This window comes from Mesonia phycicola, from assembly GCF_900141885.1.
In the GTDB taxonomy this organism is placed as follows: domain Bacteria; phylum Bacteroidota; class Bacteroidia; order Flavobacteriales; family Flavobacteriaceae; genus Mesonia; species Mesonia phycicola.
Genome location: NZ_FQYY01000005.1, coordinates 121780 through 145704 on the forward strand (window position 1 = coordinate 121780; position 23925 = coordinate 145704).

At 31.9% G+C, this 23925-nt stretch carries 26 protein-coding genes; 9 read left to right on the top strand and 17 right to left on the bottom strand.

Features of this window, described 5'->3' with window-relative positions:
- Positions 1–40: 40 nt before the first annotated feature.
- From hemB to hemA, 11 genes are all read right to left on the bottom strand, one after another.
- On the bottom strand, positions 41–1033 hold the full coding sequence (gene hemB, locus BUC03_RS08505; protein WP_073150387.1) for a porphobilinogen synthase: 993 nt from the start codon (positions 1031–1033) through the stop codon (positions 41–43).
- Between the two features lie 94 nt (positions 1034–1127).
- Positions 1128–1259 (bottom strand): hypothetical protein, encoded by a 132-nt coding sequence (locus BUC03_RS15420; RefSeq protein ID WP_262493972.1) that lies wholly within the window; start codon positions 1257–1259, stop codon positions 1128–1130.
- Between the two features lie 61 nt (positions 1260–1320).
- Positions 1321–2223: an oxygen-dependent coproporphyrinogen oxidase gene (hemF, locus tag BUC03_RS08510; RefSeq protein ID WP_073150389.1), complete on the bottom strand. Its 903-nt coding sequence runs from the start codon at positions 2221–2223 to the stop codon at positions 1321–1323.
- Positions 2220–2624, bottom strand: a complete 405-nt coding sequence (locus tag BUC03_RS08515; protein WP_073150392.1) for a hypothetical protein — start codon at positions 2622–2624, stop codon at positions 2220–2222. The genes hemF and BUC03_RS08515 overlap by 4 nt, the downstream gene beginning before the upstream one ends.
- Positions 2625–2627: 3 nt before the next feature.
- Entirely contained in the window at positions 2628–3113 is a 486-nt protein-coding gene (locus BUC03_RS08520) for a DUF6973 domain-containing protein (protein WP_073150395.1), read from the bottom strand.
- Positions 3114–4142: a uroporphyrinogen decarboxylase gene (gene hemE / locus BUC03_RS08525; RefSeq protein WP_073150397.1), complete on the bottom strand. Its 1029-nt coding sequence runs from the start codon at positions 4140–4142 to the stop codon at positions 3114–3116.
- Positions 4135–4785, bottom strand: a complete 651-nt coding sequence (locus tag BUC03_RS08530; protein WP_073150400.1) for a uroporphyrinogen-III synthase — start codon at positions 4783–4785, stop codon at positions 4135–4137. The genes hemE and BUC03_RS08530 overlap by 8 nt, the downstream gene beginning before the upstream one ends.
- Complete coding sequence (locus tag BUC03_RS08535) at positions 4763–5467, bottom strand: potassium channel family protein (protein WP_073150403.1); 705 nt, start codon at positions 5465–5467, stop codon at positions 4763–4765. Before BUC03_RS08535 ends, BUC03_RS08530 begins: the two co-directional genes overlap by 23 nt.
- A 12-nt stretch (positions 5468–5479) precedes the next feature.
- Positions 5480–7225 (bottom strand): TrkH family potassium uptake protein, encoded by a 1746-nt coding sequence (locus BUC03_RS08540; RefSeq protein ID WP_073150406.1) that lies wholly within the window; start codon positions 7223–7225, stop codon positions 5480–5482.
- Positions 7225–8139, bottom strand: a complete 915-nt coding sequence (gene hemC / locus BUC03_RS08545; RefSeq protein ID WP_073150408.1) for a hydroxymethylbilane synthase — start codon at positions 8137–8139, stop codon at positions 7225–7227. The genes BUC03_RS08540 and hemC overlap by 1 nt, the downstream gene beginning before the upstream one ends.
- Before the next feature lies 1 nt (position 8140).
- Complete coding sequence (hemA, locus tag BUC03_RS08550) at positions 8141–9397, bottom strand: glutamyl-tRNA reductase (RefSeq protein ID WP_073150411.1); 1257 nt, start codon at positions 9395–9397, stop codon at positions 8141–8143.
- Positions 9398–9595: 198 nt separating this feature from the next.
- Between hemA and BUC03_RS08555 the strand changes: the two genes are divergently transcribed.
- The 8 genes from BUC03_RS08555 (at position 9596) to BUC03_RS08590 (ending at position 18704) form a co-directional block, all read left to right on the top strand.
- A complete protein-coding gene (locus tag BUC03_RS08555) occupies positions 9596–10501 on the top strand; it encodes an AraC family transcriptional regulator (protein WP_073150414.1) in 906 nt (301 codons plus the stop codon).
- A gap of 93 nt (positions 10502–10594) precedes the next feature.
- Positions 10595–11632, top strand: a complete 1038-nt coding sequence (hemH, locus tag BUC03_RS08560; protein WP_073150417.1) for a ferrochelatase — start codon at positions 10595–10597, stop codon at positions 11630–11632.
- A complete protein-coding gene (locus BUC03_RS08565; RefSeq protein WP_073151017.1) occupies positions 11632–13005 on the top strand; it encodes an MATE family efflux transporter in 1374 nt (457 codons plus the stop codon). Before hemH ends, BUC03_RS08565 begins: the two co-directional genes overlap by 1 nt.
- A gap of 17 nt (positions 13006–13022) precedes the next feature.
- On the top strand, positions 13023–13577 hold the full coding sequence (locus BUC03_RS08570) for a CopD family protein (RefSeq protein ID WP_073150419.1): 555 nt from the start codon (positions 13023–13025) through the stop codon (positions 13575–13577).
- Positions 13578–13630: 53 nt separating this feature from the next.
- Complete coding sequence (locus BUC03_RS08575; RefSeq protein ID WP_073150422.1) at positions 13631–15085, top strand: sensor histidine kinase; 1455 nt, start codon at positions 13631–13633, stop codon at positions 15083–15085.
- Between the two features lie 3 nt (positions 15086–15088).
- Positions 15089–15871, top strand: a complete 783-nt coding sequence (locus BUC03_RS08580; RefSeq protein WP_073150425.1) for an enoyl-CoA hydratase/isomerase family protein — start codon at positions 15089–15091, stop codon at positions 15869–15871.
- Positions 15872–15986: 115 nt separating this feature from the next.
- Positions 15987–17555, top strand: coding sequence for a hypothetical protein (locus BUC03_RS08585; protein ID WP_073150428.1), 1569 nt, complete (start codon positions 15987–15989; stop codon positions 17553–17555).
- A 75-nt stretch (positions 17556–17630) separates the two neighbouring features.
- Entirely contained in the window at positions 17631–18704 is a 1074-nt protein-coding gene (locus BUC03_RS08590) for a PA0069 family radical SAM protein (RefSeq protein ID WP_073150430.1), read from the top strand.
- Here BUC03_RS08590 and BUC03_RS08595 read toward each other — a convergent pair.
- The 5 genes from BUC03_RS08595 to BUC03_RS08615 form a co-directional block, all read right to left on the bottom strand.
- Positions 18701–19357, bottom strand: a complete 657-nt coding sequence (locus BUC03_RS08595) for an HD domain-containing protein (RefSeq protein WP_073150433.1) — start codon at positions 19355–19357, stop codon at positions 18701–18703. The two genes, BUC03_RS08590 and BUC03_RS08595, sit on opposite strands and share 4 nt — an antisense overlap.
- 11 nt (positions 19358–19368) lie before the next feature.
- Entirely contained in the window at positions 19369–19971 is a 603-nt protein-coding gene (locus BUC03_RS08600; RefSeq protein ID WP_073150436.1) for an outer membrane beta-barrel protein, read from the bottom strand.
- A gap of 96 nt (positions 19972–20067) precedes the next feature.
- Positions 20068–21060 carry an acyl-ACP desaturase gene (locus tag BUC03_RS08605; RefSeq protein WP_073150439.1) on the bottom strand — a complete coding sequence of 331 codons (993 nt, stop codon included), beginning with the start codon at positions 21058–21060 and terminating at the stop codon, positions 20068–20070.
- Positions 21061–21070: 10 nt separating this feature from the next.
- Positions 21071–21808 (bottom strand): lysophospholipid acyltransferase family protein, encoded by a 738-nt coding sequence (locus tag BUC03_RS08610; RefSeq protein WP_073150442.1) that lies wholly within the window; start codon positions 21806–21808, stop codon positions 21071–21073.
- 174 nt (positions 21809–21982) lie between these two features.
- On the bottom strand, positions 21983–22393 hold the full coding sequence (locus tag BUC03_RS08615; RefSeq protein WP_073150445.1) for a BrxA/BrxB family bacilliredoxin: 411 nt from the start codon (positions 22391–22393) through the stop codon (positions 21983–21985).
- Between the two features lie 212 nt (positions 22394–22605).
- On the opposite strand from BUC03_RS08615, the gene BUC03_RS08620 reads away from it, so the two are divergent.
- Positions 22606–23364, top strand: coding sequence for a TerB family tellurite resistance protein (locus tag BUC03_RS08620; RefSeq protein ID WP_073150448.1), 759 nt, complete (start codon positions 22606–22608; stop codon positions 23362–23364).
- Positions 23365–23441: 77 nt separating this feature from the next.
- Here the strand turns inward: BUC03_RS08620 and BUC03_RS08625 are convergent, their stop codons facing one another.
- Positions 23442–23915, bottom strand: a complete 474-nt coding sequence (locus tag BUC03_RS08625) for a thioredoxin family protein (protein ID WP_073150450.1) — start codon at positions 23913–23915, stop codon at positions 23442–23444.
- Positions 23916–23925: the final 10 nt, after the last annotated feature.

The following is a 23925-nucleotide window of genomic DNA, read 5'->3' on the forward strand; positions in this document are numbered from 1 at the left end:
TTTAGTTAGAAAGTACTTATCTAATTGTATGCCATTTTATTTATGAAATAAGTTTAGCTGCATATTTGGCAAAATAGGTAGATATTAAGCTAGCACCAGCTCTTTTAATGGCAGTTAATTGTTCTAAGATGACAGCGTCGTGATCTATCCATCCTTTTTCTGAAGCAGCTTTAATCATAGCATACTCTCCAGAAACCTGATAAACAGCAACAGGTACATTTACGGCATTTTTAACTTCTCTAACAATGTCTAAATAGCACAAACCAGGTTTTACCATTACAATGTCTGCACCTTCTTCTACATCGTGTATTGCTTCTTTAATGGCTTCTGTACGGTTGGCATAATCCATTTGGTATGTCTTTTTGTTTTTTGGCACTTTTACTTTGCTATCTTTTGGTGCAGAGTCTAATGCATCACGAAAAGGACCGTAAAAAGCAGAGGCGTATTTAGCGCTATAGCTCATAATACCTACATTATGAAAACCGCTTTCTTCTAATCCGTTTCTAATGGCCAAAATACGACCATCCATCATATCGCTAGGTGCAACAAAATCTGCTCCTGCTTCTGCGTGGCTTATGCTCATTCTTGTGAGTGCATCGTTAGTAGCATCGTTTACAATTTGCCCGTTTTCAATAATACCATCGTGCCCATAAATAGAATAAGGGTCTAGTGCTACGTCTGGCATCACAATCATTTCTGGTACGGCATCTTTAATTGCTCTAATGGTTTGTTGCATTAGGCCGTCTTTGTTCCAAGCTTCTTTACCAGTATTGTCTTTTAAATTTTCACTTACTTTGGTATATAGGTTTACCGCTTTTATACCCAAATCCCACAGTTCTTTTACTTCTTTTACCGTACCATCTAAAGATTGACGGTAAACTCCTGGCATAGAAGGAACTTCTTTTTTTACATTTTTTCCTTCAGCAATAAACATAGGGCACATAAAATCTTGCGGACTTATGCTTGTTTCTCTAACTAAGCTTCTAATAGACTCGTTGGTTCTTAATCTTCTATTTCTTTGTAGTGGGAACATAATATTTTTTTTAATTAACAGTAGATAGTTTTAAGTGTACAGTGAGACTCAAAACTTGTCATAATGTTGTTTTTATTTTTCTAATTAATGAAGCTCACATTTTCTTTATTTCTACTATTTCAGGCAATAAAATATCAGCTTCTGTTTCTTCAATATATTTTTCTGAATCAGGATACGAGTTAGTAGTTGTATAAATTTTAAAACAAGTGAATGTGCTTTTTGCCATACTTTATAATTTTTATAATCTACCATACAGTGAACTGTTTACAGAAAACTTAGAACTTACATTAAACCCAATCTTTAGGATTTTCTAATACGTTAATTAGTTTTTCTTCTTCACTGCCTTTTTCTGGAGTTTGATTGTAAACCCATTGCACGTGAGGTGGCAAACTCATTAATATGCTTTCTATTCTTCCGTTAGTTTTTAGTCCAAATAAAGTGCCTTTATCGTGTACCAAATTAAATTCTACATAACGTCCTCTTCGTACTTCTTGCCAATCTCTATTTTCTTTGGTAAAAGGTAAGTCTTTTCTTTTTTCAACAATAGGAATGTAGGCAGTTAAAAAACTATTACCTACTTCGGTTACAAAATTATACCAATCTTGCATACTTCTTTCTTCAGAAGCTTTTAAATGATCAAAAAATAAACCACCAATACCACGAGCTTCATTACGATGAGCGTTCCAAAAATATTCGTCACATTTCTTTTTATAATCTGTATAAAAATTAGAATTGTGTTTGTCGCAAGCATTTTTAGAAGTCTGGTGAAAATGTACAGCATCTTCTTCAAATAAATAATACGGAGTTAAATCTTGGCCGCCTCCAAACCATTGGTCAATAATATTGTTTTCTTTATCATACATTTCAAAATAACGCCAATTAGCATGTACGGTAGGAACCATAGGGTTTTTAGGGTGAATAACAAGACTTAAACCACAAGCAAAAAAGTTAACATCTCCTACGTTAAAGTATTTTTGCATTGCTGGAGCCAACGGGCCGTGTACTGCAGATATATTAACGCCGCCTTTTTCAAAAACATTACCATTTTCGATAACGCGAGTTCTTCCGCCACCGCCTTCTTCTCTGTTCCAGATATCTTCATGAAATTTTGCTTTGCCGTCAATCTCTTCTAGTTTTTGGGTAATACGGTCTTGAAGGTTTTCTATGTATGAATAAAATTGATCTTTCATTTTTGATGAAGGTATTTTGTGGTTTCGCTTATTTTTTGAACTAAATTAAAAGAGAAGGTTTTACTTTCTTCTTGTGCGGTTTTATAAATAAGTATAATTTTTTCAGCTAAAAAAGTTTGATTTTCTGGCGCTTCTAAAGTAATTATTTGCTGAAGAAGGTCTGCTAATTTCTCATACATTTCAAAATCAAAATTCTTTTGCTGGAGTGTATTTATAAAAATATTGGTTTCAGTAGAAATGATTTCATCCAAATTAAAACCAAGTATTTGTTGTATTTTTTTACTGATTTGATCTCGTTGTTGAGCATCCCAATTCTGCGGAATAAAGTCCCAAGTGAGCAAAGAGTTTAGAGCTTTGTCTACTTCTTCTTTCTTTTCGTCTTTAAGTCCTTTACTTAACATATTTTACATGGTTTTAATAAAGACTAAATTGTTCTGGTAGGCAGAAATTTCTTGTGCTTGTTGTACAAGTTTTGCACTTTTCATCATTACTTGTAGTTTTTTTATAATTTCTTCGGAAGAGATTTCTTGTAGAAAAAGCTGTCTGCCAATTTTATTATTATGCAAATCCATAGTTTGTGGCAATGTAGGATTTGGAGATAAACGTTCGTGTAAGTTAGTAATTTCTTCTGCCCAAGCTATTGCTTTATCTCTTTGTTTTACCTGCGGAAGTGATGCTTCTGCTATTTTAAAATTCCAAAGGGCATGTCTAAAGGCATTTGTTTTATTGTCTTTATGATGCGCTTTGCCAAATAAATTATTGCAAATTTTAACGGTGTTTTTGGTTGCTTTGTAAGTAGGTAAAATTAATCTGGGCTTAAATAAAAAGGTTTTAGCTAATACAAAAAGTTGCGAAAGCTCTAGTTGTTTTATTTTAGCCCAGATTGCCATTTATCTTGGTTGATATTCTTTTACCGCTTCTACAAAAGCTTTGGCATTTTCTACTGGAATATTTGGTAAAATACCGTGACCTAAGTTAACGATGTATTTATCTTTACCAAACTCATTGATCATTTGGTGAACCATTTTTTTAATTTCTTTTGGAGGAGAAAACAACCTAGAAGGGTCAAAATTACCTTGTAAAGTAATGTTACCTCCACTTAAATAACGTGCGTTTGCTGCAGAACACGTCCAATCTACACCTAATGCAGATGCTCCAGATTGGCTCATTTCTTTTAATGCAAACCAGCAACCTTTACCAAAAGCAATTACAGGAATTTGTTCTTTTAACGCATCAATTATTTGTTGCATATATTGCCAAGAAAATTCTTGGTAATCTACAGGAGAAAGCATACCTCCCCAAGAATCAAATAATTGTACCGCATCTACACCAACTTCTACTTTACCTTTTAAGTAAGCAATAGTAGTATCTGTTATTTTTTGCAATAACATATGTGCTGCAACAGGATTTGTAAAACAAAACTCTTTAGCTTTATCAAAGTTTTTAGAACCTTGACCTTGTATTAGGTAGCAAAGAATTGTCCACGGTGAGCCTGCAAAACCAATTAATGGTACTTCATTATTTAGTTCTTGCTTGGTCATTTTAATAGCTTCATACACGTAGCCTAATTCTTCATACACATTTGGTACTACAATATTATCTACTTGTGCAGAAGTTCTAATTGGAGTAGGAAGCCAAGGGCCAACTCCTGGTTTCATTTCTATTTCTATTCCCATTGCTTGTGGGACAACTAAAATATCACTGAATAAAATTGCAGCATCTGTACCCACTTGTTTGATAGGCATTACCGTAATTTCTGTAGCTAGTTCTGGAGTTTGGCAACGGGTAAAGAAGTCATATTTTTCTTTTAACTTCATAAAATCTGGTAAATATCTACCTGCTTGGCGCATCATCCAAACTGGTGGGCGCTCTACCGTTTCTCCTTTTAAAGCTTTTAAAAATAAATCGTTTTTAATCATGTTTTAATTCTTTAACCACCTGAACAATTACGTTTTCTATAGTGGGTTTATTTGCAATTTTTATCTTTTTAATATGTTTTTTAGCCTCGTTTGCTGTAGTGTTGCCAATGCAGAAAGCAATTTCATTTCTGTTTTTGTTTAATTGAAAAAAACTTTTTACGGCACTTGGACTAAAAAATAAAATCCCGTCAAATTCTTGTTGAAATTTTTTTGGTTTTAATAATGTAACGTAAACCTCTATTTCATTACATATAATTTGTTGTTTTTCTAATGCTTTTGGTAACTCGTTTCTTCTTTTATTTCCGCAGAGAAAAGTAAAAGATTTTTCTGAGTGTTTTGCTATAATTTGATTGGCTAACTCTTTGGCACTATTTGCTTTTTCAATTATAGTGATATTTGCTTTTTTTAATAGTTTTTCTGTTTTGCTGCCTACTACAAAAGCTTGTTCTATTTTAGTTTTGTTTTTTACTGCTTTCCACGCATTTTTACTAGTAATTACAGCATATTTTATATTTTTAGGAAGCTGTACTTGCGCTTTAATTTCTGTTTTAATAGCGCTATAACTAACCCAAGAAATACTAGCGTTAAATAACAACGACTCTTGACTTTTTGTAAGAAGTTTAGTTGTTAGTACTGTTGGCATCTTCTTTTAGATATTTTTGAATATCGCTTTTTTTACCAAAAACGACTAATACATCATTTTTATGAAATACAGTTTCAGGTTTTGGCATTCCTATAACTTCTTTCTTGCTAGATTTTCTACCAATAATGTTGGTGTATTCTTTTTTGCGTAAAATAGTAATTATATTAAGGTTGAATTTGCTTCTAAAATTAGATTTAATCAAATCTTTACCAATTAACTCATCACAAACAGCTACTTCAGAAACTAAATATTCATCATCTATTTCAAAATTATCAATACTTCCTTTAAGGTTTATTTTTTTGGTAAGTCTCTCTGCAAATTCTTGCTCTGGATGTATAATTTGATCTACACCCATAGCCTCTAAAATGGTATCTTGTATGGTAGAAGAAGATCTGGCAACTACTTTTGCATCTGTTATTTTTTTAATTATAGCGGTACTCATCATGGCTGCGCCTTCTTCGCTTCCTATAGCTACTATGGCAATGTCTGTACTTTTTAAAGGTAAAGAGTGGTATGCATTCTCATTAGTAGCATCTATGGCAACTGCATGAGATACTTTATCTTTAATCAGTTCAATTTTTTCAATATCTCTATCGGCCGCAATCACTTCATTACCAGAACCTGCTAAATGTACCGCAAGTGCCATTCCAAAATTTCCGAGACCAATAACTACTATTTTCATAGTTGCAAAATTTTAATTGATTAAAATATTTTCTTTTGGATAAGTATACTCTTTAGTATTTACGTTTTTTAAGATACCAATCATTAAATTGATTAGACCTATTCTTCCAAAAAACATTAAAAATATAACGATGTATTTTCCTGCTTCATTTAACTCAGGAGTAATTCCTAATGAAAGGCCTACCGTGCTAAAAGCAGAAAATACTTCAAAAGAGATTTCTAAAAATGTAAACTGCGGATTAAAAATAAGCAATAATAATACACCGGCACCTATAGAAGCTAATGAGATAGCAATTATAGCAAAAGCCCTTAAAACAGACTCTTTAGCAATTCTTCTTGTACCTATTTCTATATTAGATTTATCTTTTGCTATAGAAAAAATGTTTAACGTAGCAATAGCAAACGTTGTGGTTTTTATACCACCTCCTGTAGAGGCTGGAGAAGCACCAATCCACATTAAAAATATCATAAATAATATACCAGGAATAGTAAAATTACGCATATCTACCGTATTAAAACCGGCAGTTCTAGAGGTTACAGAAGAGAACATGGCAGTGGTAAATTTGCCAAAAACGCTTGTGTGCTCTTTTAAAAATGTGTTTTGTTCAGAAAAAAGGAAGAAACCTGTACCTGCAATAATTAGTATAAGAGTTGTGTAAATTACAATTTTAGTGTTAAGTGTAATTACTCTAGATATAAAAACTTTATTGTTTCGATTAAATAAATTATACACAAAATGTTGTAAATACTGTATAAAGTTAGAAGCGATATTGTACCCTAAACCACCTAAAATTATTAATAACATAACCACCCATTGCATAGGGTAATTGTAACGAAGAGTTTCTTCATATAATCCGTTTGAAGAGATAGAAAAACCAGCATTACAGTAAGCAGAAATGGCGTGAAAAACAGCAAAAAATCCTCGGTCTTTAAAACTATTTATATCCTCTAAAGAAGAGTAAATAAGTATTGCACCAACAGCTTCTAACACCAAAGTAAAAACTACGATGCTCATGGCAACACGCATAATGCTACTTAAATTATCTTGCCCTAAAATATCTTTCATATATAAGCTTTCTTTAAAAGAAGCTCCGCTTTTAAAAAAATATGCAAAAAAAGAGGTGAAAGTTAACATCCCTAATCCGCCTATTTGAAAAAGAAGCATAATTATAGTTTGCCCAAATGGGGTAAAATCTTTTGCGGTGTCTAAAACAATTAAGCCGGTTACAGCAGTTGCGCTTGTAGAGGTAAATAAAGCATCTATAAAAGTGATGCCATTGGTAGTAGCGGCGGGAAGCATTAATAAAAAAGAACCACCTAGGGCAATAATGGCAAAACTCCCCACAAATAGAATGGCCGGATTAAAGTAAATGCTATAAATACGGCGCATTAAAAATGTTAATCGTGTAAAGAAGTAAAAAAGTAAGCCATACTCAATAATAAATCTTTCTTGAAAAAAAGTATCTAAAAATGAATTTTGATAATTGGTAATTATAGAGAAAAGCTCTAATACAATAAGTAGAGAAAGTAGTATTAAATTTACTCTAGCTGTTTTTCTTATTTTTAAGGTACTATTTAAACTTTTGTATTTAAATAGATTAAAGGCAATTAAAGAAACCAATAATGCAGGAAGAGCAATAAGTTTATACACCCGAAAGTCTTTAAAGTTTTGAAAACCGAAATCAAAAACTAAAAAAGCAATTAAAAACAGGTCTAAAAACCAAACAATAATATTAGATCGGGTAAACTTTTTTTGCATTAGCCATTCAATTTAGCTTTGATGGAAGCCATCAATTCTTTTCCGCCATTTGAAAGTATAGATTTTGCTACTTTTTCTCCTTGTTTTTTGTAATTATTTAAAGGGAAAGATGTTTTTTCTTCTAATTTAATTTTTCCGTCTAAGCTAAATAAAGCACCTGTAAATTCTACCGTTTCTTTATTTATAGTAGCTAATGCGCCAATTGGAGCAGTACAACCACCTTCTAACACTTGTAAGAACTCTCGTTCTATTTCTACACAAATAGCCGTGTTTTCATCGTTAAGTTTTGCTACTGCACCTCTACAAAATTCATCTTGTTCTTTAGCTACAATTAGCATTGCGCCTTGTGCGGGAGCAGGAATCATCCAACTTAAATCAAGAAAATTTTCTGGTTTTAAATTAATACGCTCTAAACCGGCAGCGGCAAAAATAGCTCCGTTCCAATTATTATCTTCTAGTTTTTGGAGTCTAGTATTTACATTTCCGCGTAAATTCTCAACTTGATGAGTTGGGTAACGGTTTAACCATTGTGCTTTTCTACGTAAACTTCCTGTAGCAATGGTTCCTTGTGCAGAAAGAAAATCTACACCTTTATGAATAAGAATGTCGTTTACATTAGCTCTAGGTAAAACGGCACCCTGCACAATTCCGTTAGGTAATTTGGTAGGGACATCTTTCATCGAGTGTACAGCAATATCTATTTGGTCTTTTACCATTGCCACATCTAGTGTTTTGGTAAAAATACCGGTGATGCCCATTTCATATAATGGTTGGTCTAAATTTAAATCGCCCGTAGATTTTACAGGAAGTAATTCTGTTTTATAGCCTAAGGCTTCTAATTTAGATTTAACGGTATTAGCTTGCCATAATGCCAATTCACTATCGCGGGTTCCTATGCGTATTGTTTTGCTCATGTTATTTAGAAACTTCGTCTAGTTGAAAAACCTTCTGAATAAGTTCTAGGCTTTCATCGGTAGAGTTTGAGCCATTTTTTAGATGGCTTGCAAATTGATTCATGATTTTTTGAATAATGCGATTACTTACAATCTCTGCATGTTCATTATTAAAATCATTTATTTTTTTACTTTGAAAATCTAACTCAGCATCTTTCATTTCGCCAAGTTTTTGCTTTAGTGCTTGTATGGTAGGAGCAAATTTTCTGGTTTCTAACCAAGCATTAAAATCTGCTTTTACTTCTTCTATAATCTCTTCTGCCTGCGGAATGTGTTTTTTACGGTTTTCTAGAGTTTGATCTGTCATTTTAGAAAGATCATCTAGGTGTACAAGAGTTACATTCTCTAATTCTGCCACATCTGCCGCTACATTTTTAGGTATAGAAAGATCTAAAATTAATAGCTCTTTCTTACAATATAATAACTCTTTAGAAACCGTAGGGTTTTGCGCTCCTGTGGCTACAATTAAAATATCTGTATTTCTAATCTCTGCTTGAAGCTCTGCGTGGTCTTTTACAATTAAATTAAACTTACCTGCTACTTTTTCTGCTTTATCTTTGGTACGATTAATAAGCGTAATATGCTCGTTTTTGGTATGCTTAATAAGGTTTTCACAAGTGTTTCTACCTATTTTTCCAGTTCCGAAGAGTAAAATATTTTTTTCTGAAACATTTTCTACTTCATTTAAAATATATTGTACAGAAGCAAAAGAAACAGAAGTAGCTCCAGAAGAAATTTCTGTTTCATTTTTAATGCGCTTGCTTGCTTGTATTACAGAGTTTAGTAACCTCTCTAAAAGCGGAGTAGTCATCCCTAAATTTTTAGAAAGAGCAAAGGCATATTTTAACTGACTTATAATTTCAAAATCACCTAAAATTTGACTGTCTAAACCAGTACCTACTTTAAAAATGTGTGCTATAGCTTCTTGAGATTTATATACATAGGCAACTTTTTCAAACTCTTCTACCGTACCTCGGGTATGTTGGCAAAGTAGTTTTATTAATTGAAAAGGGTGCTGTGCAAAACCATAAATTTCGGTTCTATTACAAGTAGAAGTAATTAAAATTCCGGTGATACCTTCTTTTTTAGCATCTTGTATTAAAGCTTTCTTCTGCTCTTCATCTAAACTAAAGTGTCCTCTAATTTCAGCGTCTGCTTTTTGATAGCTTAAACCAATTGCGTAAAATGTTGTATGTTTAAGTGTATGTCCGTTTAACATTAAATATAAAACCGTGATTCGGGTACAAATTTAATAGCTTATGTCTCTTAAAAGTATCGCGAAAAGTACTTTTATTGTCGTTAAAAGTTATTTTTAATTGTAAATCACTATTTTTGTACGGATTAGCCTGTTTTTAAAGGGTTTTCTAAACTTGTTAAATCGCCATTTTAGAACGATTCTAAATAAATTATTGAGATTATGAATACGAATATTGACAAAATAAATACCGCTCAAGGTGCTTTAAAAAAAGTTACGATAGAAGATAGTTTTAAGATATTAACCTATCAAAATAACACTTCAGAAGTAGAGATTTTAACAGAAGAAACACACCGAGATTTTATTCAATTTCATTTTTGTTTAAAAGGGCATGTTAAATTTAACTTTAACCAAGGAAGCTATGCTTTAAATCTAGAAGATGAAAAAGCATTACTGTTATATAACCCGATAAAAGATTTACCATTAAATGTAGAAGTGTCTGCAAATTCTTGGTTGGTAAGTGTTTTGGTATCTATTAAAAAATTGCACTCTCTTTTTTCTGAAGAAGCAGATTATATACACTTTCTTACAAAAGAAAATATGGGCAAAAAGTATTATCAAGAATTAAACATAAGTCCATCTATGGCGGTAGTACTTAGCCAAATTTTAAATTTTAACTTACATCCTTCAGTAAAAAAAATCTATCTAAAAGGAAAAGCATACGAGTTAATAGGTTTGTATTTTAATAGACCAGAAGAAGCAGATATAGAACAATGTCCGTTTTTAGTAGATGAAGATAATGTAAGAAAACTAAAAAAAGCTAAAGAAATTGTAATTAACCGTATGGCAGAGCCGCCATCTTTACAAGAATTAGCAGATGAAATAGGTTTAAGTTTAAAAAAATTAAAAGAAGGTTTTAAAGAAATTTATGGAGAAACTGTTTTTGGTTTTTTATTTGATTATAAAATGGATTATGCTAGAAAATTATTAGAAACAGGGCAACATAATGTAAATGAAGTAGGAGAAAGAGTAGGTTATAGTGCAGCTAGCCATTTTATAGCCGCGTTTAAAAAGAAATTTGGCACCACACCTAAAAAATATATTTTATCGTTGCCAATATCTAACTAGAAAAATGTAAATAGAAATATAGAAAACTATAATAGTACTTCCATTTTAGGCTTAAAATATAGTTGTATTTTTGTAGTCGAAAAAGAAAAGAATATGAGTAAAGGAGTTTTAATGGTGAATTTGGGTTCACCTAAAAGTACCAGTCCAAAAGACGTAAAAAATTATCTCGATGAGTTTTTGATGGACGAGCGTGTAATAGATGTGCCTTGGTTATTAAGAGCATTTATTGTAAAAGGAATTGTTTTAAATACAAGACCTAAAAAATCTGCAGAGGCTTACCAACGTATTTGGTGGGATGAGGGTTCTCCATTAATTGTTCTTTCGGAGCGTTTACAAGAAAAAGTAGATAATTATACAGGTGTACCTATTGCGCTGGCTATGCGTTACGGAGAGCCAACTATAAAACAAGGTTTGCAAGAACTGGCAGATAAAGGGGTAGATGAAGTATTACTAATGCCGTTATACCCGCAATTTGCAATGGCCACTACAGAAACTATTTTGGTTTTAGCAGAAGAATTAAGACAAGAATTCTTCCCGCAAATGAAATTTACTACGCTGCCCCCATTTTATAATCACCCAGACTATGTAAATGTACTTTCTAGAAGTATTGGAGAGAAATTAGATGGAGTAGATTATGAACATTTATTATTTAGTTATCACGGAGTTCCAGAAAGGCATATAAAGAAAAGCGATATTACAAAGTCTCATTGTAAAATAGATGGTACATGTTGCAAAACCGCATCTCCGGCGCATCAATTTTGTTACCGCCATCAATGTTTAGAAACTACAGAGCAAGTAGCAAAAACACTTCAATTAAAAGAAGGCACTTATAGTACCTCGTTTCAATCTAGATTAGGTTTTGACCCTTGGTTACAACCTTATACCGATAGAACTATAGAGAAATTTGGTTTAAACGGAATGAAAAAAATGGCTATTGTATCTCCTGCTTTTGTGTCTGATTGTTTAGAGACATTAGAAGAATTAGGAATGGAAGGTAAAGAAATTTTTGAAGAAAACGGAGGAGAAGAATTTACTTTAATACCATGTTTAAACGACCGTGAAGATTGGATTAAAACACTTAGTCGCTGGATAGACGAGTGGGCTATGCAACCAAAAACGCAAAATACTTAATGCCAAAAGTAGACTCGGCAGCTTTAGGAAAAGAACCAATAAGCAAACTGTTAATTCAACAATCTGCTCCTGCCTCTATAGGTATACTGGTAATGTCTTTAAACATTTTAGTAGACACTATTTTTGTAGGAAACTGGATAGGCTCCACTGCAATTGCTGCAATAAATGTGGTTTTGCCAATTTCATTTTTTATAGCCGCTTTAGGGATGTCTATAGGTATTGGAGGTTCTTCTATCATCTCTAGAGCCCTAGGTGCAAATAACCACAAGAAAGCTCTTAAAACTTTTGGAAATCAAATTAGTTTAACTGTTCTGCTAACCACTTCTTTTGTAATTGCAGGTTTATGGTTTATAAATGATTTAATTCCTGCTTTTGGAGGAAAAGGAGACATATTTGAACCAGCAAAAATTTATTACCGTATTGTTTTGTATGGCGTACCCATTTTAGGATTAAATATGATGGGCAGCAATGTTATAAGAGCAGAAGGTAAACCCAAATTTGCAATGGCAGCAATGATTTTTCCTTCTATAGGTAATTTAATTGCAGATTATTTTTTTATCAATGTATTTGATTGGGGAATGGCAGGGGCAGCTTGGGCTACTACAGGTTCTTATTTTGTATGCTTTTTATATATTTTTTGGTTTTTTCTTTCCGATAATTCAGAATTAAAAATAGCACTTCATCATTTTCAACTAAAACTAGATATTTTAAAAGAAATTGCTTCTCTAGGTTTTGTGACTCTCGCGAGGCAAGCCGTAGTAAGTGTTACCTATTTATTAATGAACAATATTTTATATAAACTAGGAGGAGAAACCTCTGTTACGGTTTACGCTATTATTGCTAGAATGCTTGTTTTTGCATTATTTCCTGTATTGGGGGTTACACAAGGGTTTTTACCAATTGCAGGTTATAATTATGGAGCCAAGCAGCCAGAAAGGGTAAGAGAAACTATTAATAAAGCAATTTTGTATGCCAGCATTTTGGCTTTAATGGTATTTTCTTTGATTATGTTTTTTCCGCAAGAAATAGTATCTGTTTTTACAAACGATAAAAGTATTTTAAAAGAAACTCCAATTGCTATGCGTTGGGTTTTTGCAGCCGTACCAATAATAGCGTTACAATTAATAGGTTCGGCGTACTTTCAAGCAATAGGTAAAGCTATGCCAGCATTTTTACTTACGTTAACACGACAAGGATTCTTTTTTATTCCTCTAATTTTAATTTTGCCTAAATACTTCGGCATATTAGGTGTTTGGATATCTTTTCCGTTAGCCGATGTGATTTCAACTATTGTTACAGGTTTTTTCTTGAATAGAGAAATTAGGCTTCATTTAAAACCCAGCGAAATGAAATCTACTTCTGCAAAATATTAATTACTTTAGCTTTTATTATGGCTGAATATTATAACTACATCAAATCGCTTCATCTTATTTTTGTAATTACCTGGTTTGCTGGGTTGTTTTATATTCCGCGGTTATTTGTTTATCAAATTGAAGCTTTTTATAAACCTTCACCAGATAAAGAAATTTTAGGAAAACAATTAAAATTAATGGCCAAACGTTTGTGGTTTATTATCACTTGGCCTTCTGCAATTTTAGCTACTATTTTTGCTTTTTTACTTTTAATTATTCAGCCTATTTGGTTGCAACAAGGTTGGATGCATATTAAGCTCACCTTTGTAGTATTACTATTTGCATACCATTTTAAAACGCATCATATTTTTAAACAACTACAACAAGATGTGGTAAAATGGTCTTCTAGTCAAATGCGTTTATGGAATGAGGGCTCTACTCTTATTCTTTTTTCCGTAGTATTTTTAGTAATTTTAAAAAATTCTATTAATTGGATTTTTGGAGTTGTGGGTATTTTTGTTCTAGCTATTTTATTAATGTTAGGTTTTAAAATATATAAAAGATACCGAGAACGTAACTCAAAGCAAAACTAGCTTTTAAAGAGGTTCAGTTTTTGTTGGGGTAGAATTATTATAAAAAATCAAATATGAAATTTTTTAAACGCTCCTTAAGAACTCGCATTTTTTTAAGCATGATTTTCTTAGTATTAGGAGCATCTATTCTTATAGCTGGGGTTACCATAATTCAATATAAAAATGAGGCAAAAGTTTATCAAGAAGATAAATTAAAACGGAAAGAGGCTTCTATAAGAGCAAGTATTAATTATGAAATTATACACACCACTTACCCTGTAGATACTAAGTATATTCCGTTAATATTTAAAGACAAAATATATGAGTTACAAAACATTCACGGTACAGAAATAAATATCTACAATTTAAACGGTAAGTTGCTAAAATCTTCTAAAGCTACTTTTTTTAGAGACAGTTTAAGCACAAGAATGCCAGAAGATGCTTTAATAGGCCTTAAAGAATCTCAAAGTAATCGTTTTGTACAAAACCACATAGATAAAAACAACCAAGACTATCAATCGTCGTACAGTTACATAACAGACCAGTATTTTAAGCCTCTAGCTATTTTAAATCTTCCGCATATAGAAGACGATGGCTTTGTAGATACGCAATTAAAAAGCTTTTTATCTATTTTAGGGCAGGTGTACATTGTAATGATTATTGCCGCTATTTTACTTTCTTATTTTCTTTCAAAATATATTACCTCTTCTTTAAAAACGGTAAGTGAAAAAATATTAGCTACTCGTTTAGACCGTAAAAATAAACGTATAAAGCTTAAAGACACTTCAGAAGAAATTAGATCTCTAGTAAAAGCTTATAACTCTATGATTGACGAGTTAGAAGAAAGTGCTGTAAAATTAGCTAGAAGTGAGCGAGAACAAGCTTGGCGAGAAATGGCAAAACAAGTAGCACACGAAATTAAAAATCCGCTTACCCCAATGCGGTTAAGTGTTCAAAGTTTTGAGCGTAGGTTTAATCCGCAAGACCCAGATAGTAAAGAAAAACTTAAAGAATATAGCTCTACACTTATACAGCAAATAGATACCATGAGTTCTATCGCTTCTGCATTTTCTAATTTTGCAAAAATGCCAGCCCAACAAAATGAAGAGTTAAACGTTACAAAAATTGTAAAATTAGCACTAGATATTTTTAATGAAAGTTACATTTATTTTGAAGCCGAAGCAGAAGAAATTCTTGCAAAATTTGATCGTACACAACTTATAAGAGTAGTAACAAATTTAGTAAAAAACGCTATTCAAGCTTCAGAAGAAGTAGAGAATCCAAAAATAGAAGTAGCTGTAAAAACAGATGACTCTAATGTTATTTTACAAGTAAAAGATAACGGTCAAGGTATTTCCAAAGAAAATAAAGATAGAATATTTGAGCCTAAATTTACTACCAAATCAAGCGGTATGGGCTTAGGGCTTGGTATTATAAAAACGATTATTGAAGCCTACGAGGGCGAAATAAATTTTATATCTCCAGAGGGAGAAGGCACTACATTTATTGTTAAATTTCCAAAAAAATAACTTATGAGTTACAATAATATTTTAATAGAAACAGAAAATTTTATTTCTACATTAACCATTAACAGACCAAAAAAGTTAAATGCGCTAAATAGAGAAACTTTAGAAGAAATACACCAAGCTTTTGTGAAATTAGAAAAAGATGAAGACACAAAAGTTATTATTATTACAGGAAGCGGAGAAAAAGCATTTGTAGCTGGAGCAGATATTTCTGAATTTGCCAATTACTCGGTAGAAGAAGGTAAAGATTTAGCAGCAAGAGGACATCAAGAAGTGTTCGATTTTATTGCAAATTTTAAAAAACCGGTAATAGCCGCAGTAAATGGTTTTGCTTTAGGCGGAGGCTTAGAGTTAGCGATGGCAGCACACTTTAGAATTGCTAGTGATAATGCAAAACTAGGATTACCAGAAACATCGTTAGGAGTAATACCTGGCTACGGAGGTACACAGCGTTTACCACAATTAGTGGGTAAAGGTAGAGCAATGGAAATGATTATGACTGCCAGTATGATAGATGCCAACCAAGCTTTACAGTACAACTTAGTTAACCACGTTACTACAGTAGAAGACTTAATGAGTTTAGCTGAAAAATTAGCAGGAAAAATTTTAAGAAACTCTACCGTAGCGATTGCGCAAGCTATAGAGGCAGTAAACGCAAATTACGAAGATGGTGTAAATGGATTTGAAAAAGAAATAGAAGGTTTTGGTAAAAGTTTTGGTACCGAAGATTTTAAAGAAGGAACCACTGCATTTTTAGAAAAACGTAAAGCAGAATTTCCAGGAGCGTAAAATATAGGATTATATTTTTTAAACCGTTACTATTACAAGTAACGGTTTTTTTTATGTAACAAGTTAAAATTTTAACAAAATCTATGTATATTGCTTAAAACTATAAACTTAATCAATGAAACTAAAATTACTTTCCTTAGTAATGCTATTTTTAAGCATTAGTCTAAGTGCGCAAATTAGTCCAATTCAAATTCAAAAAAGTGAAATTGGTAAAGATCAAAAAAAAGATACAAAACTTAGTTTTACTGCAGATGATGGCAATGGCGGGTTTGTTTCTGCAAGAATGTATTATAACGGCTCAGGAAAAGCTAGAGGCTATTATTTAGAGCATTATGATGCTAGTTTAGAATTAGTAAAGGAATACGATTATGAGATAGACCACAGCAGTATAAAAAATTTGTTTATAAAAGATGGTCAATTACATATCATAGAATATAAGCGCAACAGAGAAGATAAAACAAATGACTATAATTTACTATCTTCCTCATTAGCAGACTTTAAATTTACGACAAAGAAAATCTTTTCAATATCAAGAAAAAAAGTAAAAAAACCTTTTTATTTACCCATTGTTTTTGGTATTACTAACGCTAGTAAAATAGATCACGATCCTACAGGAGAAGTTTACCTGTCTGATAATAGAAAATTTATAACTTTTAATTTTGATATTAAAGACGATAAAGAAGAAACACACTTAGTAAAAGTGTACAATAATGATTTAGAACTGGTTTTTGAAAACGAATTTAAGCAAGATGGTGTGAAAGATGCATTTTTTAACTATAATTCTTTAACTATAGATAATAATAATGGTGATGTATTTTTCTTAGGAAAACAATATGAGGGTAAGGCCAGAAAGAAAAAAGGAAAAGCTAATTATAAGTATAAACTTTATAAATTGAATGCAAAAGGGACTAAAGAGTTATCTTTTAATACAGAGGAAAATTTTGTAGGGTCGATGGAATTGATTAACGATGATAACAATTTGGTAGGAGTGGGCTTTTACTCAGAAAAAAATGATTTTCGTTATAAAGGTACTGTCTATTACAATATTAATAAAGAAAACTTTAGCATTCAAGCCTCATCATTTAATCCGTTTACAAAACAATTTATGATAGATAAATACGGAGAAAAAAGGGGAGAGAAAGTATCTAAAAAAGGAAAAGAATTATCTAACCTTACCTATAGAGGTTTGCATATAGATGATAATGAAAATGTATATTTTACAGCAGAAGAATATTTTGTTCAAGCACACTCTACAAAATACGGTACTACATACACTTATCATTATAACGATATCTTAGCTTGTAAAATAAATAGTTCTGGTAAGATGGAGTGGGCTAGAAACATCAATAAAAAACAAGTTACCCAAGGTAAAGCTGTAGACTATTACTCATACTTATCTACAGTTAAGGATAATAGAGTTATCATTTTATTAAACGGATCAGATAAAGTTAAAAAACTAAAAGATGATCGTATTCGGTTTGACGATAAACGAGTTAAGAAACTTAGTTTATATCTAGTTGAAATTTTGCCTAACGGCGATTTTAATTATGAACAATTGGTTAATAATGAAGAGTCTAAGGTGACTTATAAGGTGTCTGAAGGAGTGGTAACAGATGATTTTAATGCTGTTGTTTTAGAAGGAAGTAAGGGTAAAAACACAAGAATGATAAAATTAACATTGTAGGATGAAATCCTAAAACAAGTAATATATCCAATAAATATAATTAACTTTGGTTCTGTAAAGAGCCAAAGTTTTTTTATGCTTTCGAATGAATTTTTAAAAGGAAGAGGGGCGCAACAAAATGTGCACAATAAGTTTGAAGAAATGAAGCATACTACAGATGCCGAGTTTCTAGAATACTGTTACCAAGAAGGTGAAGAAGCACAAGATTTAAAAACTCGTTTTCAAGAAATTTTCCCAAAAACTATTGTTAATAAAGTAAATAGTCCCGATGTTGGGATGGAGTATTCTGTAAATCCGTACCAAGGTTGTGAGCACGGTTGTATTTATTGTTACGCACGTAACTCTCACGAATATTGGGGTTATAGTGCAGGCTTAGATTTTGAAAAACAGATTTTAGTTAAAAAAAACGCACCACAATTATTAGAAAAAAAACTTCAGCAAAAAAACTGGGAGCCAAATACCATTGTTTTTTCAGGTAATACAGATTGTTACCAACCCATAGAAAAGAAACTGCAAATTACAAGGCAATGTCTAGAGGTAATGCTGAGGTACAAACACCCAACTGGTATAATTACTAAAAATAGTTTAGTGCTGCGAGATCTAGATATTTTAAAAGATTTAGCTAAGCTGAATTGTATAAGAGTAAATATCTCTATTACATCGTTGCAAGAAGAAACTAGACGGTTGTTAGAGCCAAGAACTGCTAGTATAAAACAACGTTTAAAAACGGTAGAAGAACTATCTAAAAACGGAATACCAGTAAATGTGATGGTAGCGCCAATTATACCATTTATTAATAGTCATGAAATTTTACCAATAGTAAAAGCAGTGAGTGAGGTTGGGGCAATTTCTGTAGGATATACGGTGGTAAGATTAAATGGAGCTATTGCAGATATTTTTTCTGATTGGATAAAAAAAGCAATACCTAATAAAGCTAACAGGGTTTTACATCAGATAGAAGCTTGCCATGGTGGGAGTTTAAATGATAGTCGTTTTGGAACAAGAATGAGAGGTGAGGGAGAGTTTTCTAATCAAATAGCTCAGCAATTTAAAATTGCAAGGGCAAAATTTCTTCCAAATAAAAAGCAGTCGGTTTTAGATACTTCGCACTATTTACAATTAAAAAATCCGCAGTATAAGTTATTTTAAATCTTACCTTCCCATTCTTTATAAAACTGTTCTAAAAATTTTTCCATAAACAAATGTCGCTCTTCTGCTAATTGTCTTCCTTTTTTTGTGTTCATTTTGTCTTTTAGAAGAAGTAATTTTTCATAAAAATGATTAATGGTAGGGTTGTCTCCTTTTTTATATTCTTCTTTAGTCATATCTAGTTTAGGAGCAATATCTGGATCATAAAGTTTACGATTTTTAAAACCGCCGTAATTAAATGTTCTAGCTATACCAATTGCACCAAGCGCATCTAAACGATCTGCGTCTTGCACAATATCTAGCTCTTTAGAATGAAAATCTTGTTTAAAATTACCTCCTTTAAAAGATATATTTTCAATAATTTTTATCACGTGTTCAATTATATGAGATTCAGCGTTTACAGAAGTTAAAAACTCCTTTGCTTTTTGTGGTCCAACAGTTTCGTCTCCACCATAAAACTTAGCGTCTGCAATATCATGTAGCAAAGCTCCTAAAGCTACAATTTCTAAGTTTACAGGTTCATCTTTAGCAATAAGCATAGCATTTTTATAAACTCGCTCTACGTGAAACCAATCGTGTCCGCCTTCTGCATTTTCAAGTTCGTTTTTTACAAATGCTTTGGTCGTTTTTATAATAGGAAGTTCTGTATTCAATTTTTTCTTTTTTAGTATCTAAACGTATAAGCAGCACTTAGTGTTAGCCAATTTTTCTTTAGATTTTGTTCTGGATATTTACTTATGTTAGTTACTCCGAGATTATATTTTAAGTTAATATCTATATTATCTGCAATAATATAACCAACTCCAAAATATATACTTGCATCAAAAAGTGTTATATTATCTTGAATTTCAAATGAATCATAAAATGAATCTGCGTTTTCTAAGCGAGGATCGGTACCAAAATAATTTGTGCCGAGTTCCCCTCCTACAAAAGCTTGATATTTGTAGTCTTTTATATAATTTAAGCCTAAAGGAAAATTAATAGAATGTAGTTGAAGAGGTTCATCATACCCTTCAATATGAGCGCCTAAACTATTGTAGGTGGTCCCTGTTCTTATAGCAAAACTGTCACTAATTTCTGTATAAACTAAAAAGCCTAAGTAAAAACCAGTTTTTGCGGAAGATTTGTCTAATCCAGATATGTTAGAGCTTATGCCTCCTACTTCTATAGAAGTGTAACAATCATAACAAAAACTACCATAAAATTGAGAATAAGAAGAAATAGAGATAAAGCAAGTAAATGCAACAAGAAGTAAAAGTTTTTTCATAAGATTGGTTATATATATAATAGTTAATAAAAATGAATAAAAAAATCCTGTTTTAAAACTTTAAAACAGGATTTTTTTATGAATGGGTTATCATTTTTATTTCACCATTGCAGGATTTACCCACTTAAAGTGTGTGATCTTTTCAGAAATTTTTATTCTTTGATTAATACGTTCCATTCTAGCAGGAAGACTCATTACAAAATCACGAGCTTTTTCTGCTTCATCTGTAAGACCTGTAATCTTTTCTATATCCCAACGTACAATAAGTTTTTTCATAATGTCAATATAATCTTGACCTGTATAAACTCCAATACGTTGTGCTGCGTTAGAAAACTCATCAAAAGCATCACCTATACTATCTCCAGATTCTCTTAAAAACATAGCAGGCATTACAATTTTATGCTTCATCATATCTTTAAAAGCAATCATCATTTGGCTTGGATCTATGCTAAAAATTTCTTTTACAAATGTGCTGTAGGCATTATAGTGCCTCATTTCATCTCCAGAAATAATTTTACACATTTTAGATAATGATTTATTACCGTGTTGTCTTGCTAATTTAGCTACTCTATTGTGAGAAATGTAGGTAGCCAACTCTTGAAAACTAGTATATACAAAGTTTTTGTAAGGGTCTCTATCGGTACCAATATCAAAACCATCGTTAATTAAGTGTTGGGTGGTACGCTCTACCTCAATCATATTTACTCTACCAGAAAGATAAAGATATTTATTAAGTACATCTCCGTGTCTATTTTCTTCTCCTGTCCAATACCTTACCCAACGGGACCAAGCAGTACCTCCGTCGTGTTGGTTAACTCCTTCTACATCCATTAGCCAAGACTCATAGGTTGGTAGGGCTTCTTCAGTAATGGTATCGCCAACTAAAACTACCCAAAAATCGTAAGGTAATTCTTTAGCTAATTCTCTAATCTCTGTTACTTCATCGTAAAAAGTATCTGCTTGAGAGTTTGGCAAAAAGTCTGTTGGTTGCCAAATTTTTTCTACAGGAATTAAAAATTCATCAATAAATCCATCAACTTTAGACTCCAGTTGCTGCATTACTTCCAATCTCACATTTTTTTCAGCCATAATATCTAGTTTATTGAGTAATAATATCTTTTTTAATTTCTTGTTCTATTTTTTCTACTAATGTTTCCGTATCAAATTTATTAACTAATATAGGTTCTTGTACGGTTAGTTTTACGTGAACACCTAAATTTAAAGGAAAAGATCCATACTGAACAATTTTCCAAGAATTGTTAATAGTGATAGGAACAATTACTGCATTTGGGCAGTATTTAAATAACATTTTTAAACCGTTAGGAGAAAATCTTTTTGGTACTCCTGTTTTACTGCGTGTACCTTCTGGGAAAATAACGGCAGCTCTATTGGTTTTATTTAAATATTCTGCAAAATTTTTAATTGCAGGTAAAGATTGTCTAGAGTTTTTTCTATCTATTAATATAGAACCTCCATTTCTTAAGTTGTAAGAAATACTAGGGATACCTTTACCTAGTTCTTTTTTACTAATAAATTTAGGGTGAAGCTTTCTTAAATACCAAATTATTGGTGGTATATCATATGTACTTTGGTGATTAGCCACAATTATATGTGGTACGCCTTCTGGTAATTGATATGTATTTTCAAAAGTAATTCTAGTTCCTAAAATATTTAGACATCTAATTAAAAAGAAGTTTAAAACATCTACACTTTTTTTATGTGCTTGGTAACCAAATACATTGTAGCAAACCCATTGTATTGGGTGAAAAACTACAAGAGATAGCCCGAAGCATAAATAGTATATAACAGAAACGGGATACGAAAAAAATTTCTTCATTAAAAAGCAATTAATAGCACAAAAATAGTTTTTAAAAGCCACTATTTTTAATAATTGTTCTAAAACAAGTATGCGTGCATAGTAAATATTATTTTAGAAGAAATAATATTCATTTTTTTGATTTAAAAAAAGCCACTATAATAGTGGCTTTTAAAATGATTTTATATTTAAGTATTAGCAATACTCGTTATAAGCATCTCTTAAGTTTTCTGCAATCATCTCTGCTGGTCTTCCTTCAATATGGTGACGCTCCAACATGTGTACTAATTCGCCATCTTTAAATAAAGCCATAGATGGTGAGCTAGGAGGGAAAGGCACCATAAGAGATCTAGCTTTATCTGTAGCTTCTCTATCTACTCCTGCAAAAACAGTTACTAAATTATCTGGTTTTTTACTATTATCTAAAGACATTCTTGCTCCTGGTCTAGCATTAGCTGCAGCACAACCACAAACAGAATTTACAACTACAAGTGTAGTTCCTTCTTTTTTCATCGCCTTTTCTACTGCTTCAACATCGTGTAACTCTTCAAAACCAACGGCAGTTAATTCTGCACGCATAGGTCTTACTAAATCTGCTGGATACATATTTTTATTTTTTTTGAATATTAATTTTAATAATAATTTACAAAGATATTAAATAAGTAATTGCTTATACAGTATAACCCAATATACTTTAAATAGCTTTCTTACATATAAGGTCGAGAAAACACCAAAAGCATTACAATAAAACGATAAATGTCTTTAAACCTTATTAAGCTGAGCTAAGCTTTTTATATTTGTACCTCAATTACATAATTATGGTGAAATGGGTTTTGGCGGTATTGGGTTTAATTTACATGAAATTTCCTGGTGCAATTTTAGGATTTTTGTTGGGAACATTAATCGAGTTTTTTATAAAACAAGGCGGTGGGGCACATAGAAGTGTTTCTAAAATGTTTGGGCAAGATGAAGAAGTTTCTATGGGAGATTTTGAGCTCAATTTACTGTCTCTCTCTACCATTGTAGTAAAAGCAGATGGTAAAGTTAACCAACAAGAGCTAGACTATGTAAGAAGTTATTTTGTAAAAGCCTACGGTAAAGAGCGTGCCAATGCAACTTTTAGAACCTACAATGAGGTTGTAAAAAACAGACAAATAGATGCAGGTAGAATTTGTGCCTATTTACATATGCGTACCACTTACGAGGTAAGACTACAAATTTTACATTTTTTGTTTGGCATAGCGCAAGCAGATGGAAATGTTTCTTATGGCGAATTAAATGAATTGGCTAAAATAGCGGGTTCTCTACGGTTAAGTCAGCAAGATTTTGAAAGTATAAAAGCCATGTTTACAGTTTCTGGTAGCCAACCAGGAGATACTTCTAACGCATATAAAATTTTAGAAATTGATAAAAGCGTATCTGATGCAGAGGTAAAAAAAGCATACCGTACAATGGTGAAAAAATACCATCCAGATAAATTACAACATATGGATGAGGTTTACAGAAAAGGGGCGCAAGAAAAATTTAATAAAGTACAAGAAGCTTACGAGCAAATACAAAAAGAGCGCAAATTTTAAAAGGGCGTTCCCTAACGGTCGGGCTTTTGTTACAATCTTTGGCTCATAAAATTGCCAAAGGATTTTCACGACAATCCCTAACGCTTATAATTTATAAACTTTATTAATTGAGAAGAAGTTAAGTAAGTAAACTTTCTATTAATTACTTTAAAACTTTCATCTAATAATACTATAGCAGGTAAGGTAAATGGTTTATCTGTTCTACTCGCTAATAGTTTAGCAAGTTGATGGGTAGGGTTTCTTTTTATTTCTACCTCTTTATTATAAAAAGTAGACCCATCAAAAGTAATAGGTTCTGTGGTTTCTGCATTCATTTTCACTACATAAAACTCACGGTTTAATTGTTCAATTACCCCTTTGTTTTTAAAAGCGTTTTGTTCCATTTTTTTACAATAAGCACACCAATCTGCATAAAAAAACAATAAAACAGGTTTGGTTTCTTGTTGTAAAGAGGTTTCTAACTGCTCAAATCTTAACCAATTTACGGTAGATTGAGCAAACGTACTTGTAGAGCAAAGTAACAATAGAAAAAATATTTTTTTTGTTAGCATAACAAATCTT

What these genes read in the sequence shown, in the direction of transcription:
- hemB (WP_073150387.1), bottom strand. Translation starts at nt 1,033, where the DNA reads ATGTTCCCACTACAAAGAAATAGAAGATTAAGAACCAACGAGTCTATT.
- BUC03_RS15420 (WP_262493972.1), bottom strand. Translation starts at nt 1,259, where the DNA reads ATGGCAAAAAGCACATTCACTTGTTTTAAAATTTATACAACTACTAAC.
- hemF (WP_073150389.1), bottom strand. Translation starts at nt 2,223, where the DNA reads ATGAAAGATCAATTTTATTCATACATAGAAAACCTTCAAGACCGTATT.
- BUC03_RS08515 (WP_073150392.1), bottom strand. Translation starts at nt 2,624, where the DNA reads ATGTTAAGTAAAGGACTTAAAGACGAAAAGAAAGAAGAAGTAGACAAA.
- BUC03_RS08520 (WP_073150395.1), bottom strand. Translation starts at nt 3,113, where the DNA reads ATGGCAATCTGGGCTAAAATAAAACAACTAGAGCTTTCGCAACTTTTT.
- hemE (WP_073150397.1), bottom strand. Translation starts at nt 4,142, where the DNA reads ATGATTAAAAACGATTTATTTTTAAAAGCTTTAAAAGGAGAAACGGTA.
- BUC03_RS08530 (WP_073150400.1), bottom strand. Translation starts at nt 4,785, where the DNA reads ATGCCAACAGTACTAACAACTAAACTTCTTACAAAAAGTCAAGAGTCG.
- BUC03_RS08535 (WP_073150403.1), bottom strand. Translation starts at nt 5,467, where the DNA reads ATGAAAATAGTAGTTATTGGTCTCGGAAATTTTGGAATGGCACTTGCG.
- BUC03_RS08540 (WP_073150406.1), bottom strand. Translation starts at nt 7,225, where the DNA reads ATGCAAAAAAAGTTTACCCGATCTAATATTATTGTTTGGTTTTTAGAC.
- hemC (WP_073150408.1), bottom strand. Translation starts at nt 8,139, where the DNA reads ATGAGCAAAACAATACGCATAGGAACCCGCGATAGTGAATTGGCATTA.
- hemA (WP_073150411.1), bottom strand. Translation starts at nt 9,397, where the DNA reads ATGTTAAACGGACATACACTTAAACATACAACATTTTACGCAATTGGT.
- BUC03_RS08555 (WP_073150414.1), top strand. Translation starts at nt 9,596, where the DNA reads ATGAATACGAATATTGACAAAATAAATACCGCTCAAGGTGCTTTAAAA.
- hemH (WP_073150417.1), top strand. Translation starts at nt 10,595, where the DNA reads ATGAGTAAAGGAGTTTTAATGGTGAATTTGGGTTCACCTAAAAGTACC.
- BUC03_RS08565 (WP_073151017.1), top strand. Translation starts at nt 11,632, where the DNA reads ATGCCAAAAGTAGACTCGGCAGCTTTAGGAAAAGAACCAATAAGCAAA.
- BUC03_RS08570 (WP_073150419.1), top strand. Translation starts at nt 13,023, where the DNA reads ATGGCTGAATATTATAACTACATCAAATCGCTTCATCTTATTTTTGTA.
- BUC03_RS08575 (WP_073150422.1), top strand. Translation starts at nt 13,631, where the DNA reads ATGAAATTTTTTAAACGCTCCTTAAGAACTCGCATTTTTTTAAGCATG.
- BUC03_RS08580 (WP_073150425.1), top strand. Translation starts at nt 15,089, where the DNA reads ATGAGTTACAATAATATTTTAATAGAAACAGAAAATTTTATTTCTACA.
- BUC03_RS08585 (WP_073150428.1), top strand. Translation starts at nt 15,987, where the DNA reads ATGAAACTAAAATTACTTTCCTTAGTAATGCTATTTTTAAGCATTAGT.
- BUC03_RS08590 (WP_073150430.1), top strand. Translation starts at nt 17,631, where the DNA reads ATGCTTTCGAATGAATTTTTAAAAGGAAGAGGGGCGCAACAAAATGTG.
- BUC03_RS08600 (WP_073150436.1), bottom strand. Translation starts at nt 19,971, where the DNA reads ATGAAAAAACTTTTACTTCTTGTTGCATTTACTTGCTTTATCTCTATT.
- BUC03_RS08605 (WP_073150439.1), bottom strand. Translation starts at nt 21,060, where the DNA reads ATGGCTGAAAAAAATGTGAGATTGGAAGTAATGCAGCAACTGGAGTCT.
- BUC03_RS08610 (WP_073150442.1), bottom strand. Translation starts at nt 21,808, where the DNA reads ATGAAGAAATTTTTTTCGTATCCCGTTTCTGTTATATACTATTTATGC.
- BUC03_RS08615 (WP_073150445.1), bottom strand. Translation starts at nt 22,393, where the DNA reads ATGTATCCAGCAGATTTAGTAAGACCTATGCGTGCAGAATTAACTGCC.
- BUC03_RS08620 (WP_073150448.1), top strand. Translation starts at nt 22,606, where the DNA reads ATGGTGAAATGGGTTTTGGCGGTATTGGGTTTAATTTACATGAAATTT.
- BUC03_RS08625 (WP_073150450.1), bottom strand. Translation starts at nt 23,915, where the DNA reads ATGCTAACAAAAAAAATATTTTTTCTATTGTTACTTTGCTCTACAAGT.